This is a genomic window from Salmonella sp. SSDFZ69 (assembly GCF_004010755.1).
GTDB classification, from domain to species: domain Bacteria; phylum Pseudomonadota; class Gammaproteobacteria; order Enterobacterales; family Enterobacteriaceae; genus Salmonella; species Salmonella enterica.
Window position 1 is genome coordinate 317,948 of record NZ_CP034831.1, and the last position, 14,049, is coordinate 331,996.

Annotated in this window: 16 protein-coding genes; 13 read left to right on the forward strand and 3 right to left on the reverse strand. The window is 54.9% G+C overall.

What is annotated here, in order from left to right:
• Positions 1-53 precede the first annotated feature (53 nt).
• Positions 54-188 carry a hypothetical protein gene (locus tag EOS98_RS01475; RefSeq protein ID WP_001517957.1) on the reverse strand — a complete coding sequence of 45 codons (135 nt, stop codon included), beginning with the start codon at positions 186-188 and terminating at the stop codon, positions 54-56.
• The gene (panM, locus tag EOS98_RS01480; protein ID WP_000778873.1) at positions 166-549 is read right to left on the reverse strand and encodes an aspartate 1-decarboxylase autocleavage activator PanM; all 384 of its coding nucleotides are present in this window, start codon (positions 547-549) and stop codon (positions 166-168) included. The genes EOS98_RS01475 and panM overlap by 23 nt, the downstream gene beginning before the upstream one ends.
• Positions 550-970: 421 nt before the next feature.
• Between panM and livK the strand changes: the two genes are divergently transcribed.
• The 12 genes from livK (at position 971) to ugpQ (ending at position 11,758) form a co-directional block, all read left to right on the forward strand.
• Positions 971-2,080 (forward strand): high-affinity branched-chain amino acid ABC transporter substrate-binding protein LivK, encoded by a 1,110-nt coding sequence (gene livK, locus EOS98_RS01485; RefSeq protein WP_126523776.1) that lies wholly within the window; start codon positions 971-973, stop codon positions 2,078-2,080.
• 61 nt (positions 2,081-2,141) lie between these two features.
• Positions 2,142-3,068: a high-affinity branched-chain amino acid ABC transporter permease LivH gene (livH, locus tag EOS98_RS01490; RefSeq protein WP_126523777.1), complete on the forward strand. Its 927-nt coding sequence runs from the start codon at positions 2,142-2,144 to the stop codon at positions 3,066-3,068.
• Positions 3,065-4,342, forward strand: a complete 1,278-nt coding sequence (gene livM / locus EOS98_RS01495) for a branched chain amino acid ABC transporter permease LivM (RefSeq protein WP_000803764.1) — start codon at positions 3,065-3,067, stop codon at positions 4,340-4,342. The genes livH and livM overlap by 4 nt, the downstream gene beginning before the upstream one ends.
• Entirely contained in the window at positions 4,339-5,106 is a 768-nt protein-coding gene (gene livG / locus EOS98_RS01500; RefSeq protein WP_000082083.1) for a high-affinity branched-chain amino acid ABC transporter ATP-binding protein LivG, read from the forward strand. Before livM ends, livG begins: the two co-directional genes overlap by 4 nt.
• 1 nt (position 5,107) lies before the next feature.
• On the forward strand, positions 5,108-5,821 hold the full coding sequence (livF, locus tag EOS98_RS01505; protein ID WP_000416114.1) for a high-affinity branched-chain amino acid ABC transporter ATP-binding protein LivF: 714 nt from the start codon (positions 5,108-5,110) through the stop codon (positions 5,819-5,821).
• 131 nt (positions 5,822-5,952) lie between these two features.
• Positions 5,953-6,174, forward strand: a complete 222-nt coding sequence (locus EOS98_RS01510; protein WP_001535398.1) for a type II toxin-antitoxin system Phd/YefM family antitoxin — start codon at positions 5,953-5,955, stop codon at positions 6,172-6,174.
• A complete protein-coding gene (locus EOS98_RS01515) occupies positions 6,171-6,539 on the forward strand; it encodes a type II toxin-antitoxin system death-on-curing family toxin (protein WP_000174966.1) in 369 nt (122 codons plus the stop codon). Before EOS98_RS01510 ends, EOS98_RS01515 begins: the two co-directional genes overlap by 4 nt.
• A 258-nt stretch (positions 6,540-6,797) precedes the next feature.
• Positions 6,798-8,114, forward strand: coding sequence for a sn-glycerol-3-phosphate ABC transporter substrate-binding protein UgpB (gene ugpB / locus EOS98_RS01520; protein ID WP_000624749.1), 1,317 nt, complete (start codon positions 6,798-6,800; stop codon positions 8,112-8,114).
• 104 nt (positions 8,115-8,218) lie between these two features.
• Positions 8,219-9,106 carry a sn-glycerol-3-phosphate ABC transporter permease UgpA gene (gene ugpA, locus EOS98_RS01525; RefSeq protein WP_000094074.1) on the forward strand — a complete coding sequence of 296 codons (888 nt, stop codon included), beginning with the start codon at positions 8,219-8,221 and terminating at the stop codon, positions 9,104-9,106.
• Positions 9,103-9,948 (forward strand): sn-glycerol-3-phosphate ABC transporter permease UgpE, encoded by an 846-nt coding sequence (gene ugpE, locus EOS98_RS01530; protein WP_000572203.1) that lies wholly within the window; start codon positions 9,103-9,105, stop codon positions 9,946-9,948. Before ugpA ends, ugpE begins: the two co-directional genes overlap by 4 nt.
• 2 nt (positions 9,949-9,950) lie before the next feature.
• Complete coding sequence (locus EOS98_RS01535) at positions 9,951-11,021, forward strand: sn-glycerol-3-phosphate import ATP-binding protein UgpC (protein WP_001646570.1); 1,071 nt, start codon at positions 9,951-9,953, stop codon at positions 11,019-11,021.
• On the forward strand, positions 11,018-11,758 hold the full coding sequence (gene ugpQ / locus EOS98_RS01540; RefSeq protein ID WP_000073548.1) for a glycerophosphodiester phosphodiesterase: 741 nt from the start codon (positions 11,018-11,020) through the stop codon (positions 11,756-11,758). Before EOS98_RS01535 ends, ugpQ begins: the two co-directional genes overlap by 4 nt.
• Here the strand turns inward: ugpQ and EOS98_RS01545 are convergent.
• Positions 11,755-12,171 (reverse strand): DUF2756 family protein, encoded by a 417-nt coding sequence (locus EOS98_RS01545; RefSeq protein WP_126523778.1) that lies wholly within the window; start codon positions 12,169-12,171, stop codon positions 11,755-11,757. The genes ugpQ and EOS98_RS01545 overlap by 4 nt on opposite strands.
• A gap of 125 nt (positions 12,172-12,296) precedes the next feature.
• On the opposite strand from EOS98_RS01545, the gene ggt reads away from it, so the two are divergent.
• Entirely contained in the window at positions 12,297-14,039 is a 1,743-nt protein-coding gene (gene ggt / locus EOS98_RS01550; protein WP_126523779.1) for a gamma-glutamyltransferase, read from the forward strand.
• Positions 14,040-14,049 lie beyond the last annotated feature (10 nt).

The following is a 14,049-nucleotide window of genomic DNA, read 5'->3' on the forward strand; positions in this document are numbered from 1 at the left end:
GTTGGCTACGTTCTTCAACCCCGGTCACTTACTTATGTAAGCTCCCGGGGATTTCATAACTTGCCGCCTGCCTGCAACGCGAAATTCTTGGAAAATTGCGAGGTGGTTTTTATCTTTTCTCCCGGCATGTAGGCCGGATAAGCGTCAGCGCCATCCGGCTTTCTTTTAGCGCTTCTCCCAGCCGTCATGCTGGGCGGTAAAGCCTAACGCCTGCATAAACGCGGCCATCACGCTGCGGTCTTCAACACCGACATCCGCCATCCACCACGACGAGACGTTGGGATTATCGCGGATGACTTCTTCTACCAGGTATTGCCCGACGCCGCGGCGACGGGTGATTTCACGCACGCGTAAGGAATCCAGCGCGCCCTGCGTTCCGCTCAGCGTCACTCTTACGGCGCCCAACAAACGTTCGTTAAACCGCGCGGCATAAATCCGGTGCGTTTCATCTACGCTTAATGAGGAGGCGGAATATTCCGGCCAGATTTTGCCCAGATCGATCTGATCCTGAGCGCTAAAGTGTTCTAAACGAAGGATAGTCAGCTTCATCGACGGCTTGTCCCGATTTCAAAAGATGCGATCAGTGTACCGAAACAGGCAGGCCAGATGCTTTCTCTTTTTTGTGTCATTTACCAGGTTATTAATTTTTTAACAACGATAATTACAGTTTGAAGCATTAGAGAATGGAAAACAGGCAGCATAATTCCCTGAATGCTAGTGAATTATTCCACTTAATATGCCGTTATTTTATGCTGACAAGCGTGCTTTTTTTTGTTTATCTATAGCGAAAAGCAGAATATTATCTTTTCTTAATAGACTGAAAAATAGAGATTTTAATCTTATTATGCTTTAAATGCTGCGCTAACTCATTAATGAGTCAGTAAAAAGCGCGCCATTTATAAAAAGTACAGTCTGCTTTTTAACCAGCAAAAAACAAAACATATAACATCACGAATGGGGATACAGGCACATGAAACGGAAAGCGAAAACAATAATCGCAGGGATGGTTGCATTAGCAGTCTCGCAGGGGGCAATGGCAGATGATATTAAAGTCGCCATAGTCGGGGCGATGTCCGGCCCGGTAGCGCAATGGGGCGATATGGAATTTAACGGCGCGCGCCAGGCCATTAAAGACATCAACGCTAAAGGCGGGATTAAAGGCGATAAGCTGGTCGGCGTAGAGTACGATGATGCCTGCGATCCAAAACAGGCGGTGGCGGTGGCCAACAAAATCGTTAACGACGGTATTCAGTACGTTATTGGTCACTTGTGTTCTTCTTCTACTCAGCCAGCATCCGATATCTATGAAGATGAAGGTATTCTGATGATCTCCCCGGGGGCGACTAACCCGGAGCTGACCCAGCGCGGCTATCAGTACATTATGCGTACCGCCGGCCTGGACTCCTCCCAGGGGCCAACGGCCGCGAAATACATCCTGGAAACGGTGAAACCACAGCGCATCGCTATCATTCACGATAAACAGCAATACGGCGAAGGACTGGCGCGCTCTGTGCAGGATGGTCTGAAGCAGGGCAATGCCAATATTGTCTTTTTTGATGGTATTACCGCCGGCGAAAAAGATTTCTCCGCCCTGATTGCTCGCTTGCAAAAAGAGAATATCGACTTTGTGTATTACGGCGGCTACTACCCGGAAATGGGGCAGATGCTGCGCCAGGCACGGGCTAATGGCCTGAAAACGCAATTTATGGGGCCGGAAGGCGTGGGTAACGCGTCGCTGTCCAATATTGCGGGTGGTGCGGCGGAAGGCATGCTGGTGACGATGCCAAAACGCTATGACCAGGATCCGGCGAATAAAGCGATTGTCGATGCGCTCAAAGCTGACAAGAAAGATCCAACCGGGCCGTACGTGTGGATCACTTATGCAGCCGTCCAGTCACTGGCGAGCGCAATGGATCGCAGCGGAAGCAAAGAGCCGCTGGATCTGGTGAAAGATCTGAAAGCACACGGGGCTGATACCGTGATTGGGCCGCTGAAATGGGACGAAAAAGGCGATTTGAAGGGATTTGAGTTTGGTGTCTTCCAGTGGCACGCCGACGGATCATCGACCGTCGCGAAGTAATACCTGAAGACGAGTTATCCCACCGCCCGTGCAAAACGGGCGGGTTAAAAAAGGTTACCTTATGTCCGAGCAGTTTCTCTATTTCTTGCAGCAGATGTTTAACGGCGTCACGCTGGGGAGCACCTACGCGCTGATTGCTATCGGTTATACGATGGTGTACGGCATTATCGGCATGATCAACTTCGCTCATGGCGAGGTGTATATGATCGGCAGCTACGTCTCTTTTATGATCATCGCCGCGCTAATGATGATGGGAATAGACACCAGTTGGCTCCTGGTGGCCGCCGGATTTATCGGCGCGATTATTATTGCCAGCGCCTACGGCTGGAGTATCGAGCGAGTCGCTTACCGGCCTGTGCGCAATTCCAAGCGCCTGATCGCCCTGATTTCCGCCATCGGGATGTCCATCTTTCTGCAAAACTACGTCAGCCTGACGGAAGGTTCGCGCGACGTGGCGTTACCCAGCCTGTTTAACGGCCAGTGGATTGTGGGCAGCAGCGAAAACTTTGCCGCGTCCATCACCACCATGCAGGCGGTTATCTGGATAGTCACCTTTCTGGCTATGCTGGCGCTCACCATTTTCATTCGCTACTCCCGGATGGGCCGCGCCTGCCGCGCCTGCGCGGAGGATCTGAAAATGGCCAGCCTGCTCGGCATTAATACCGACCGCGTCATTGCGCTAACGTTTGTTATCGGCGCGGCAATGGCGGCGGTGGCGGGCGTGCTGCTCGGCCAGTTCTATGGCGTAATTAACCCCTACATCGGTTTTATGGCCGGGATGAAAGCGTTCACCGCGGCGGTGCTGGGCGGGATTGGCAGCATTCCGGGCGCGATGATCGGCGGTCTGATTTTGGGCGTTGCCGAAGCGATCTCGTCTGCATATTTAAGTACCGAATATAAAGATGTCGTGTCGTTCGCTCTGCTGATTCTGGTACTGCTGGTGATGCCGACCGGTATCCTGGGGCGTCCGGAGGTAGAGAAAGTATGAAACCGATGCATATTGCGATGGCGCTATTCTCTGCGGCGATGTTCTTCGTTCTGGCTGGCGTCTTCATGGGCGTACAACTGGAGCTGGACGGCACCAAACTGGTGGTGGATACCGCCGCCGACATCCGCTGGCAGTGGATCTTTATCGGTACGGCAGTGGTTTTTTTCTTTCAGTTGCTGCGTCCGATGTTCCAGAAAGCGGTGAAGCACGTCTCCGGACCGAAGTTTATTCTGCCGGCGATCGATGGCTCTACCGTTAAGCAAAAGCTGTTTCTGATGGCGCTGCTGGTTATCGCCGTGGCGTGGCCGTTTATGGTGTCGCGCGGTAGCGTCGATATCGCCACTATGACCATGATTTATATCATCCTCGGTCTGGGGCTGAACGTGGTGGTGGGGCTGTCCGGCCTGCTGGTATTGGGCTACGGCGGCTTTTACGCCATCGGCGCTTATACCTTTGCGCTGCTCAACCACTATTACGGTTTGGGTTTCTGGACCTGCCTGCCGCTGGCGGGACTGGTCTCCGCCGCCGCTGGTTTCCTGCTCGGCTTCCCGGTACTGCGTCTGCGCGGCGACTATCTGGCGATTGTGACGCTCGGCTTCGGCGAAATCGTCCGTATCCTGCTGCTCAACAACACTGAAATTACCGGCGGCCCGAACGGCATCAGTCAGATCCCCAAACCGACGCTGTTTGGTCTGGAGTTTAGCCGCAACACCCGCGAAGGCGGCTGGGATACCTTCAGCAATTTCTTTGGCGTGAAGTACGACCCATCCGACCGGGTCATTTTCCTCTATCTGGTGGCCCTGTTGCTGGTGGTCCTGTCGCTGTTTGTCATTAACCGCCTGCTGCGTATGCCGCTGGGCCGGGCGTGGGAAGCGTTGCGTGAAGATGAGATCGCCTGTCGCTCATTAGGTTTAAGCCCGACGCGCATCAAGCTGACCGCTTTTACTATCAGCGCCGCGTTTGCCGGTTTCGCCGGGACGTTGTTTGCCGCCCGCCAGGGCTTTGTCAGCCCGGAATCCTTCACCTTCGCCGAATCCGCCTTCGTGCTGGCGATTGTGGTGCTGGGCGGAATGGGCTCGCAGTTTGCGGTGATCCTGGCGGCGGTTCTGTTGGTGGTGTCGCGCGAGTTGATGCGCGATTTCAACGAATACAGCATGTTGATGCTCGGCGGTTTGATGGTGTTGATGATGATCTGGCGCCCGCAGGGATTGCTGCCGATGACGCGTCCGCAGTTGAAGCTGAAAAGTGGTCAGGCGAAAGGAGAGCAGGCATGAGTCAGCCATTATTAGCGGTTAACGGCCTGATGATGCGCTTTGGCGGTTTGCTGGCGGTCAACAATGTATCGCTGGAATTGCGTGAGCGGGAAATTGTGTCGCTGATTGGCCCTAACGGCGCGGGTAAAACGACGGTGTTTAACTGCCTGACCGGTTTTTATAAGCCGACAGGCGGTACGATCACATTGCGCGAGCGGCATCTGGAAGGATTGCCGGGCCAGCAGATCGCCCGCATGGGCGTGGTACGCACTTTCCAGCATGTGCGCCTGTTTCGCGAAATGACGGTGATTGAAAATCTGCTGGTGGCGCAGCACCAGCAACTGAAAACGGGCCTCTTTTCCGGCCTGTTGAAAACGCCCGCTTTCCGCCGCGCGCAAAGCGAAGCGCTGGACCGCGCGGCGACCTGGCTTGAGCGTATTGGCCTGCTGGAACATGCCAACCGCCAGGCCAGTAATCTGGCCTACGGCGACCAGCGCCGGCTGGAGATTGCCCGCTGCATGGTGACGCAGCCAGAAATTCTGATGCTCGACGAACCGGCGGCTGGCCTTAACCCGAAAGAGACCAAAGAGCTGGATGAGCTGATTGCCGAGCTACGTAACCATCACAACACCACTATCTTGCTGATTGAACACGATATGAAGCTGGTGATGGGCATTTCCGATCGCATTTACGTGGTGAACCAGGGCACGCCGCTGGCGAACGGCACGCCGGAAGAGATCCGCAACAACCCGGACGTCATCCGCGCTTATCTGGGTGAGGCATAAGATGGAAAAAACGATGTTAACGTTTGAAAAAGTCAGCGCCCACTACGGCAAGATTCAGGCGCTGCACGACGTCAGTCTGCACATCAACCAGGGGGAAATCGTTACCCTGATTGGCGCTAACGGCGCGGGGAAAACGACGCTGCTTGGCACCTTGTGCGGCGATCCGCGCGCCTCCAGCGGACGGGTGGTGTTTGACGGTAAAGACATAACCGACTGGCAGACGGCGAAAATCATGCGTGAAGCGGTGGCGATAGTGCCGGAAGGGCGGCGCGTCTTCTCGCGGATGACGGTAGAAGAGAACCTGGCGATGGGCGGTTTTTTTGCCGAGCGCGATCGGTTTCAGGAGCGTATCAAATGGGTGTACGAGCTGTTTCCGCGCCTGCATGAGCGCCGTATCCAGCGAGCGGGCACCATGTCCGGCGGCGAACAGCAGATGCTGGCGATTGGCCGCGCGCTGATGAGCCAGCCGAGGCTATTGCTGCTGGATGAACCGTCGCTGGGGCTGGCGCCGATCATCATCCAGCAGATCTTCGACACCATTGAGCAGTTGCGCGAGCAGGGTATGACCATCTTCCTTGTCGAGCAGAACGCCAACCAGGCGCTGAAGCTCGCCGACCGCGGTTATGTGCTGGAAAACGGCCACGTAGTGCTATCCGATACCGGTGATGCGCTGCTGGCGAACGAAGCGGTGCGCAGCGCCTATCTGGGCGGTTAGACTGTGCCAGGGGGAAGCGCGTGCGCCGCCCCCCGGTAACGGCAAGCGGTAAAATTTTTCAAAAGAGCCTGATGGCTCTTTTTTTGTACATGTTTGTTGTACAATAAACATGTACAACTGGGGAGATGTTTATGCGTACGGTTAACTATAGCGAAGCGCGGCAAAATCTGGCCGAAGTCCTGGAAAGCGCGGTAACGGCGGGCCCTGTCACCATCACGCGTCGTGGGCATAAGTCCGCAGTGATCATCAGCGCCGAGGAGTTTGAGCGTTATCAGACGGCGCGAATGGATGATGAGTTTGCTGCCATTATGGCGGTTCATGGCAATGAGCTCAGGAAGCTGGCGGATAAATGACCCTACAACTTATCTCAGCGGAAGAGATAATTCAGTTTCACGACAGGCTTCTCCGCGTTACGCCTGGTGTAACAGGCATGCCTGATCCTGGCCGCGCGGAAGCGCTAATGTATCGGGTACTCAATCAAATCGAATATGAAGGGGTGACCGACGTGTGGCTGCTGGCGGCAATGCATTTGCTCACTATATCCCGTGGGTATATCTTCAATGATGGTAACAAACGCACCGCCTTATTTATTACGCTGCTGTTTTTAAAGCGTAACGGGATCTCACTCGCTGCGAATCCGGATTTTGTCGATATGACAGTCGATGCGGCGGCAGGGCGGCTTACGCTGGAACAAATTGCCGTTCGCTTACGCGCCTGAGACGTTAATCCCGGCGACGCTCCGCCTGGTTGGGTTACGGCATGTGCGCCGCCCCCGAGAATAATGTCGTACCTATCCGTGCCGTAGCTCCCACTTTTCTTTTCCGGCGCTTTCACTGCCTTGCCATCTCTCTGTCGCCTTACTATCTTTTTTTTGTAATAAAAAAGTTATTTTTCTGTCATTCGAGCATGTCATGTTACCCCCGCGAACATAAAACGCGTGATATCGCGCATCCCGGCACAAAAAGAGAGATAACCGATGATATCGTTACGACATACAGCTTTAGGACTGGCGCTGAGTCTGGCATTTACGGGTCAGGCGTTGGCCGTCACCACTATTCCATTCTGGCATTCAATGGAAGGGGAGTTAGGCAAAGAAGTTGATTCACTGGCGCAACGTTTCAACCAGGCCAATCCGGATTACAAAATCGTTCCGGTCTATAAGGGGAACTATGAACAGAACCTGAGCGCCGGGATCGCGGCATTCCGTACCGGCAACGCGCCGGCAATATTGCAGGTTTATGAGGTTGGGACGGCGACCATGATGGCCTCGAAAGCCATTAAGCCGGTTTATGAAGTGTTTAAAGACGCCGGTATTAACTTTGACGAGTCCCAGTTTGTACCAACCGTTGCAGGCTACTACACCGATGCTAAAAGCGGGCATCTGCTCTCCCAGCCCTTTAACAGCTCCACGCCGGTACTGTACTACAACAAAGACGCCTTTAAGAAAGCCGGTTTAGATCCGGAACAGCCGCCGAAAACCTGGCAGGAGCTGGCTGACTATACCGCGAAACTGAGAGCGGCAGGCATGAAATGCGGTTACGCCAGCGGCTGGCAAGGTTGGATCCAACTGGAAAACTTCAGCGCCTGGAACGGTCTCCCCTTCGCCAGTAAAAACAATGGTTTTGACGGTACAGATGCGGTGCTGGAGTTTAATAAGCCAGAGCAGGTGAAACATATCGCGCTGCTGGAAGAGATGAATAAAAAAGGCGATTTTAGCTATGTTGGGCGTAAGGACGAGTCTACCGAGAAGTTTTATAACGGTGACTGCGCGATGACAACCGCGTCCTCCGGCTCGCTCGCCAATATCCGCCAGTATGCCAAATTTAACTATGGCGTGGGTATGATGCCGTACGACGCGGATATCAAGGGCGCGCCGCAAAACGCTATTATCGGCGGAGCCAGCCTATGGGTCATGCAGGGTAAAGATAAAGAAACCTATACCGGCGTCGCCAAATTCCTCGACTTCCTGGCAAAACCGGAAAACGCTGCTGAATGGCATCAAAAAACCGGCTACCTGCCGATTACCACCGCCGCCTACGAGCTGACCCGTGAGCAGGGTTATTACGATAAAAACCCCGGTGCGGATATCGCCACTCGCCAGATGTTGAATAAGCCGCCGTTACCCTTCACCAAAGGCTTGCGTCTGGGCAATATGCCGCAGATTCGTACCATCGTGGACGAAGAGCTGGAAAGCGTCTGGACCGGGAAGAAGACCCCACAACAGGCGTTGGATACCGCAGTGGAGCGCGGGAATCAGTTGCTGCGTCGTTTTGAGAAAGCGAGCAAATCTTAAGTGTATAAGTGCCTGGTGGCGCTGCGCTTATCAGGCCTACAGCGTTTGTAGGCCGGATAAGGTGCTTGCACCGCCATCCGGCACCTTCCAGGAAAAGAACCTTCATGTCATCATTCCGTCCGGTGTTCCGCTCGCGCTGGCTGCCGTATTTACTGGTTGCCCCGCAGTTGGTTATCACCGTTATTTTCTTTATCTGGCCTGCGGGCGAAGCGCTGTGGTATTCGCTGCAAAGCGTCGATCCGTTTGGTTTTTCCAGCCAATTTGTCGGGCTGGAGAATTTCGTCGCGCTTTTTCACGACAGTTATTATCTCGACGCCTTCTGGACGACGATTAAATTCAGCGCGCTGGTCACGTTTAGCGGCTTGCTGGTCTCGCTGTTTTTCGCCGCCCTGGTGGATTACGTGGTGCGCGGCAGCCGTTTTTATCAGACGCTGATGCTGCTGCCTTATGCCGTCGCGCCCGCCGTCGCCGCCGTATTGTGGATTTTCCTGTTTAACCCGGGGCGGGGATTAATCACTCATTTCCTTGGCGAATTCGGCTATGACTGGAACCACGCGCAAAACAGCGGTCAGGCGATGTTCCTGGTGGTATTTGCGTCAGTCTGGAAGCAGATTAGTTACAACTTTTTATTCTTCTTTGCCGCGCTGCAATCCATTCCCCGCTCGCTGGTGGAAGCGGCGGCCATTGACGGCGCCGGGCCGATTCGTCGTTTCTTCCGGCTTTCTTTGCCGCTTATTGCGCCGGTCAGTTTCTTCCTGCTGGTGGTCAACCTGGTGTATGCCTTTTTCGACACCTTCCCGGTGATCGACGCCGCGACCGCCGGCGGGCCGGTACAAGCCACCACGACGCTGATTTATAAGATTTATCGCGAAGGGTTTACCGGCCTGGATCTCTCGGCGTCCGCCGCGCAGTCGGTAGTGTTGATGTTCCTCGTCATCATTCTGACGGTGGTGCAGTTCCGCTATGTGGAAAGTAAGGTGCGTTACCAATGATAGAGAATCGTCGCGGGCTGACAATATTCAGCCATACCATGCTGATTCTGGGGATCTCGGTCATTTTGTTTCCGCTGTATGTTGCGTTTGTCGCGGCGACGCTGGACGACCGCGCGGTGTTTGAGACGCCGATGACGCTGCTTCCCGGCACGCAGTTACTGGAGAATATCAAAACTATTTGGGTCAACGGCGTCGGTGTTAATAGCGCGCCATTCTGGCTGATGATGCTTAACAGTTTCATTATGGCGTTCAGCATTACGGTAGGCAAAATCACGGTATCTATGCTTTCCGCATTCGCCATCGTCTGGTTTCGTTTTCCCCTGCGTAACCTGTTCTTCTGGATGATTTTTATCACCCTGATGCTGCCGGTTGAAGTGCGTATCTTCCCGACGGTGGAAGTGATCGCCAACCTGAAAATGCTCGACAGCTATGCTGGTCTGACGCTACCGCTGATGGCGTCCGCTACCGCCACTTTCCTGTTTCGTCAGTTCTTCATGACGCTTCCGGATGAACTGGTGGAGGCGGCCCGTATTGACGGCGCGTCGCCGATGCGCTTTTTCCGCGACATCGTGTTGCCGCTGTCAAAAACCAACCTGGCGGCGTTATTCGTCATCACCTTTATCTACGGCTGGAACCAGTATCTGTGGCCGCTGTTGATTATCACCGACGTGAATCTTGGCACTGCCGTAGCGGGTATCAAAGGGATGATCGCCACCGGCGAAGGTACCACGCAATGGAACCAGGTGATGGCCGCGATGCTGCTGACTCTGATTCCCCCGGTCGTAATTGTGTTAGCCATGCAACGGGCGTTTGTGCGTGGTTTAGTGGACAGTGAGAAATAAAAATGGCTGGTTTAAAACTACAGGCAGTAACCAAAAGCTGGGACGGCAAAACCCAGGTAATTCAACCGCTGACGCTGGATGTCGCGGATGGCGAATTTATCGTGATGGTCGGGCCGTCCGGCTGCGGCAAATCAACGTTGTTGCGGATGGTGGCCGGTCTGGAACGCGTGACCAGCGGCGATATCTGGATTGATCGCAAACGGGTCACCGAGATGGAGCCCAAAGATCGCGGCATCGCGATGGTATTTCAGAACTATGCTCTCTATCCCCATATGAGCGTAGAGGAGAACATGGCGTGGGGACTAAAAATTCGCGGTATGAGCAAAGCGCATATTGAAGAACGCGTGCGGGAGGCGGCGCGCATTCTGGAGCTGGACGGCCTGCTTAAACGCCGTCCACGCGAGCTTTCCGGCGGTCAGCGGCAGCGCGTGGCAATGGGGCGCGCGATCGTCCGCGAGCCGGCAGTCTTCTTATTCGACGAACCGCTCTCTAACCTCGACGCCAAGCTGCGCGTGCAGATGCGTCTGGAGTTACAACATCTGCATCGTCGTCTTCGTACCACCTCGCTCTATGTTACTCACGATCAGGTAGAGGCGATGACGCTGGCCCAGCGGGTGATGGTGATGAATAAAGGCGTCGCAGAACAGATTGGCACGCCGGTAGAGGTGTATGAAAAACCGGCCAGTCGCTTCGTGGCGAGCTTTATCGGCAGCCCGGCGATGAACCTGTTGGACGGCGTTATCAGCGCTTCCGGCGACCGTTTCGAATTGCCTGGCGGTCTGGCGTTGCCGATTGGTGCGGGCTATCGGGGTCATGCCGGACGTAACATGACGCTGGGTATCCGCCCGGAGCATATTGCGTTAAGCTCGCAGGCGGAAGGCGGCGTGCCGCTAACGGTAGACACGCTGGAGATTCTGGGCGCGGATAATCTGGCGCATGGGCGCTGGGGCGATCAGAAACTGGTGGTGCGGTTGGCGCATCAGCAGCGCCCGGCGGCGGGCAGTACGCTATGGCTGCATCTGCCGGAACATCAGCGACATCTTTTTGATGGCGAAACAGGACAACGTGTATGAGTAACTGGCCTTATCCCCACATTGTCGCCCATCGCGGCGGCGGTAAACTGGCGCCGGAAAACACTCTGGCGGCGATTGACGTGGGCGCGCGATACGGGCACACCATGATTGAGTTTGATGCCAAGCTGTCGAAAGACGGCGAAATTTTCCTGCTGCATGACGATAACCTGGAGCGCACCAGCAACGGTTGGGGCGTGGCGGGCGAGTTGAACTGGCAGGATTTATTGCGTGTGGACGCTGGCGGTTGGTTTAGCGGCGAATTTAAAGGCGAGCCGCTGCCGTTGCTCTCGCAGGTGGCGGAGCGCTGCCGTAAACACGGCATGATGGCGAATATTGAGATCAAACCGACAACGGGGAGCGGAAGGCTAACAGGACGTGTCGTGGCGTTGGCCGCCCGCGAACTGTGGGCCGGGATGACGCCGCCGCTGCTTTCTTCCTTTGAGATAGAGGCGCTGGAAGCGGCGCAGGCGGCAGCACCTGAACTGCCGCGCGGGTTACTGCTGGATAAATGGCGTGAAGACTGGCGTGAACTGACGACCCGTCTGGGCTGTGTTTCCCTCCATCTCAACCATAAATTACTCGATGAGACGCGAGTGCAAGAGATTAAAGCCGCGGGTCTGCGGATTCTGGTGTATACCGTCAATCAGCCCCAGCGGGCGGCAGAGCTGCTGCGCTGGGGCGTGGATTGTATCTGCACCGATCGTATTGATGACATCGGCCCTCACTTTCAGTTTTAAGGGCTGATGGTTTTCAGCGGGATGTCAGGCTGCGGCGTCCCGCTGTCCTGCTGCAACATTGGCTGGGAATGGTTTAGCATCCGGTCCGGATTTCCGCTGCCGCTGAGCATTCCGCCCTGCGTATTGGGCAGCGTTTGCTGGCCGAGCATACCGTTGCCCGGCTGTCCCTGCTGAACCCGCTGCGTATTGGCATTCAACTGCGACTGTAGATTTTGCTGCTGGCTGCGCGCCTGCGTTTGCATCTGTTGTTTCAACATACCCTGCTGCTGAATCTGCTGCGTTTGCATCTGCGTCTGCATACGCTGCTGGCTGGGGATCTGATAACCTGACTGATTAGGATTATTCATAGTGTTAATTGGCTGGGCCAATACAGCAAAGGGTAACAAAGCCGTAATAAGTAGTAAGCGTTTCATTGTCGTCTCCTCCCGATGAGGCCTCTTTTTAAGTGTACCTCTATTTCGCCATGATGATGATTTTTTAAGCGTTGTGGACCAGGATTAAACGGGACATACACCCATTTATCTGGAGAAAAACAACGATGAAACCAACGTTTATGCGCTGGGTGGCGATCGCCGCTCTGCTGGCCGGGGGGACGTTTAGCGCGGTGGCCAATCCTCCCGTCGCGCCGCCAGTCTCCTATGGTGTTGAAGAAGATGTCTTTCATCCTGTGCGGGCGACGCAAGGGATGGTGGCCTCGGTGGATGCAATGGCGACGCAGGTTGGCGTGGATATCTTAAAGCAGGGCGGTAATGCCGTGGATGCCGCCGTCGCCGTGGGCTATGCGCTGGCTGTCACGCATCCGCAAGCCGGAAATCTGGGCGGCGGGGGATTTATGCTGCTGCGCACTAAAGATGGCGCTACCACGGCGATCGATTTTCGTGAAATGGCGCCTGCTGGCGCGACCCGTGATATGTTCCTCGACGATCAGGGTAACGCCGATGCGAAAAAGTCGCTGACGTCGCATCTGGCATCCGGTACGCCGGGTACCGTGGCGGGGTTCTCGCTGGCGCTGGAGAAATACGGCACGATGCCGCTGAATAAAGTGGTGCGTCCGGCGATGAAGCTGGCGGAAGAGGGTTTTGTGGTTAACGATGCGCTGGCCGACGACTTAAAAACTTACGGCAGCGAAGTGATCCCTAATCATGAGAACAGCAAAGCCATTTTCTGGAAAGACGGCGAGCCGCTGAAAAAAGGCGATAAGCTGGTCCAGAAGAATCTGGCGAAAAGCCTGGAAATGATTGCCGAAAACGGCCCGGATGCGTTTTATAAAGGGGCGATTGCTGACCAGATTGCCGGAGAAATGCAGAAGAACGGCGGTCTGATGACCAAAGAGGATTTAGCCAGCTATAAAGTCGTTGAGCGTATGCCAATCAGCGGTGACTATCGCGGGTATCAGGTCTTCTCCATGCCGCCGCCATCCTCGGGCGGTATTCACATCGTACAGATCCTTAATATTCTTGAAAATTTCGACATGAAGAAGTACGGCTTTGGCAGCGCCGATGCCATGCAAATCATGGCGGAAGCGGAAAAATACGCCTACGCTGACCGCTCAGAGTATCTGGGCGATCCGGACTTTGTGAAAGTGCCGTGGCAGGCGCTGACCCACAAAGCCTATGCGAAAACGCTGGCCGATCAAATTGATATCAACAAGGCCAAACCTTCCAGCCAGATAAAACCGGGCAAGCTCGCCCCGTATGAAAGCAACCAGACCACCCACTTCTCGGTGGTGGATAAAGACGGCAATGCTGTGGCGGTGACCTATACCCTGAACACCACCTTCGGCACAGGAATTGTGGCGGGAAATACCGGTATTCTGCTGAATAATCAAATGGATGATTTTTCTGCTAAACCCGGTGTACCTAATGTTTATGGCCTGGTTGGCGGCGATGCTAACGCGGTCGGTCCGAAGAAGCGTCCGCTGTCGTCGATGTCGCCGACTATCGTCGTTAAAGAGGGCAAAACCTGGCTGGTGACCGGCAGCCCTGGCGGGAGTCGAATCATCACTACTGTGCTGCAAATGGTAGTGAACAGCATTGATTTTGGCATGAACGTCGCCGAAGCGACCAACGCGCCGCGTTTCCATCATCAATGGTTGCCGGACGAACTGCGGGTAGAAAAGGGCTTCAGTCCCGATACGCTAAAGTTGCTGGAACAGAAAGGGCAGAAAGTGGCGCTGAAAGAAGCGATGGGCAGCACCCAAAGTATTATGGTTGGACCGGATGGCGAACTGTATGGCGCGTCTGACCCGCGTTCCGTGGATGATTTAACGGCGGGATACTGATTTTTAATTC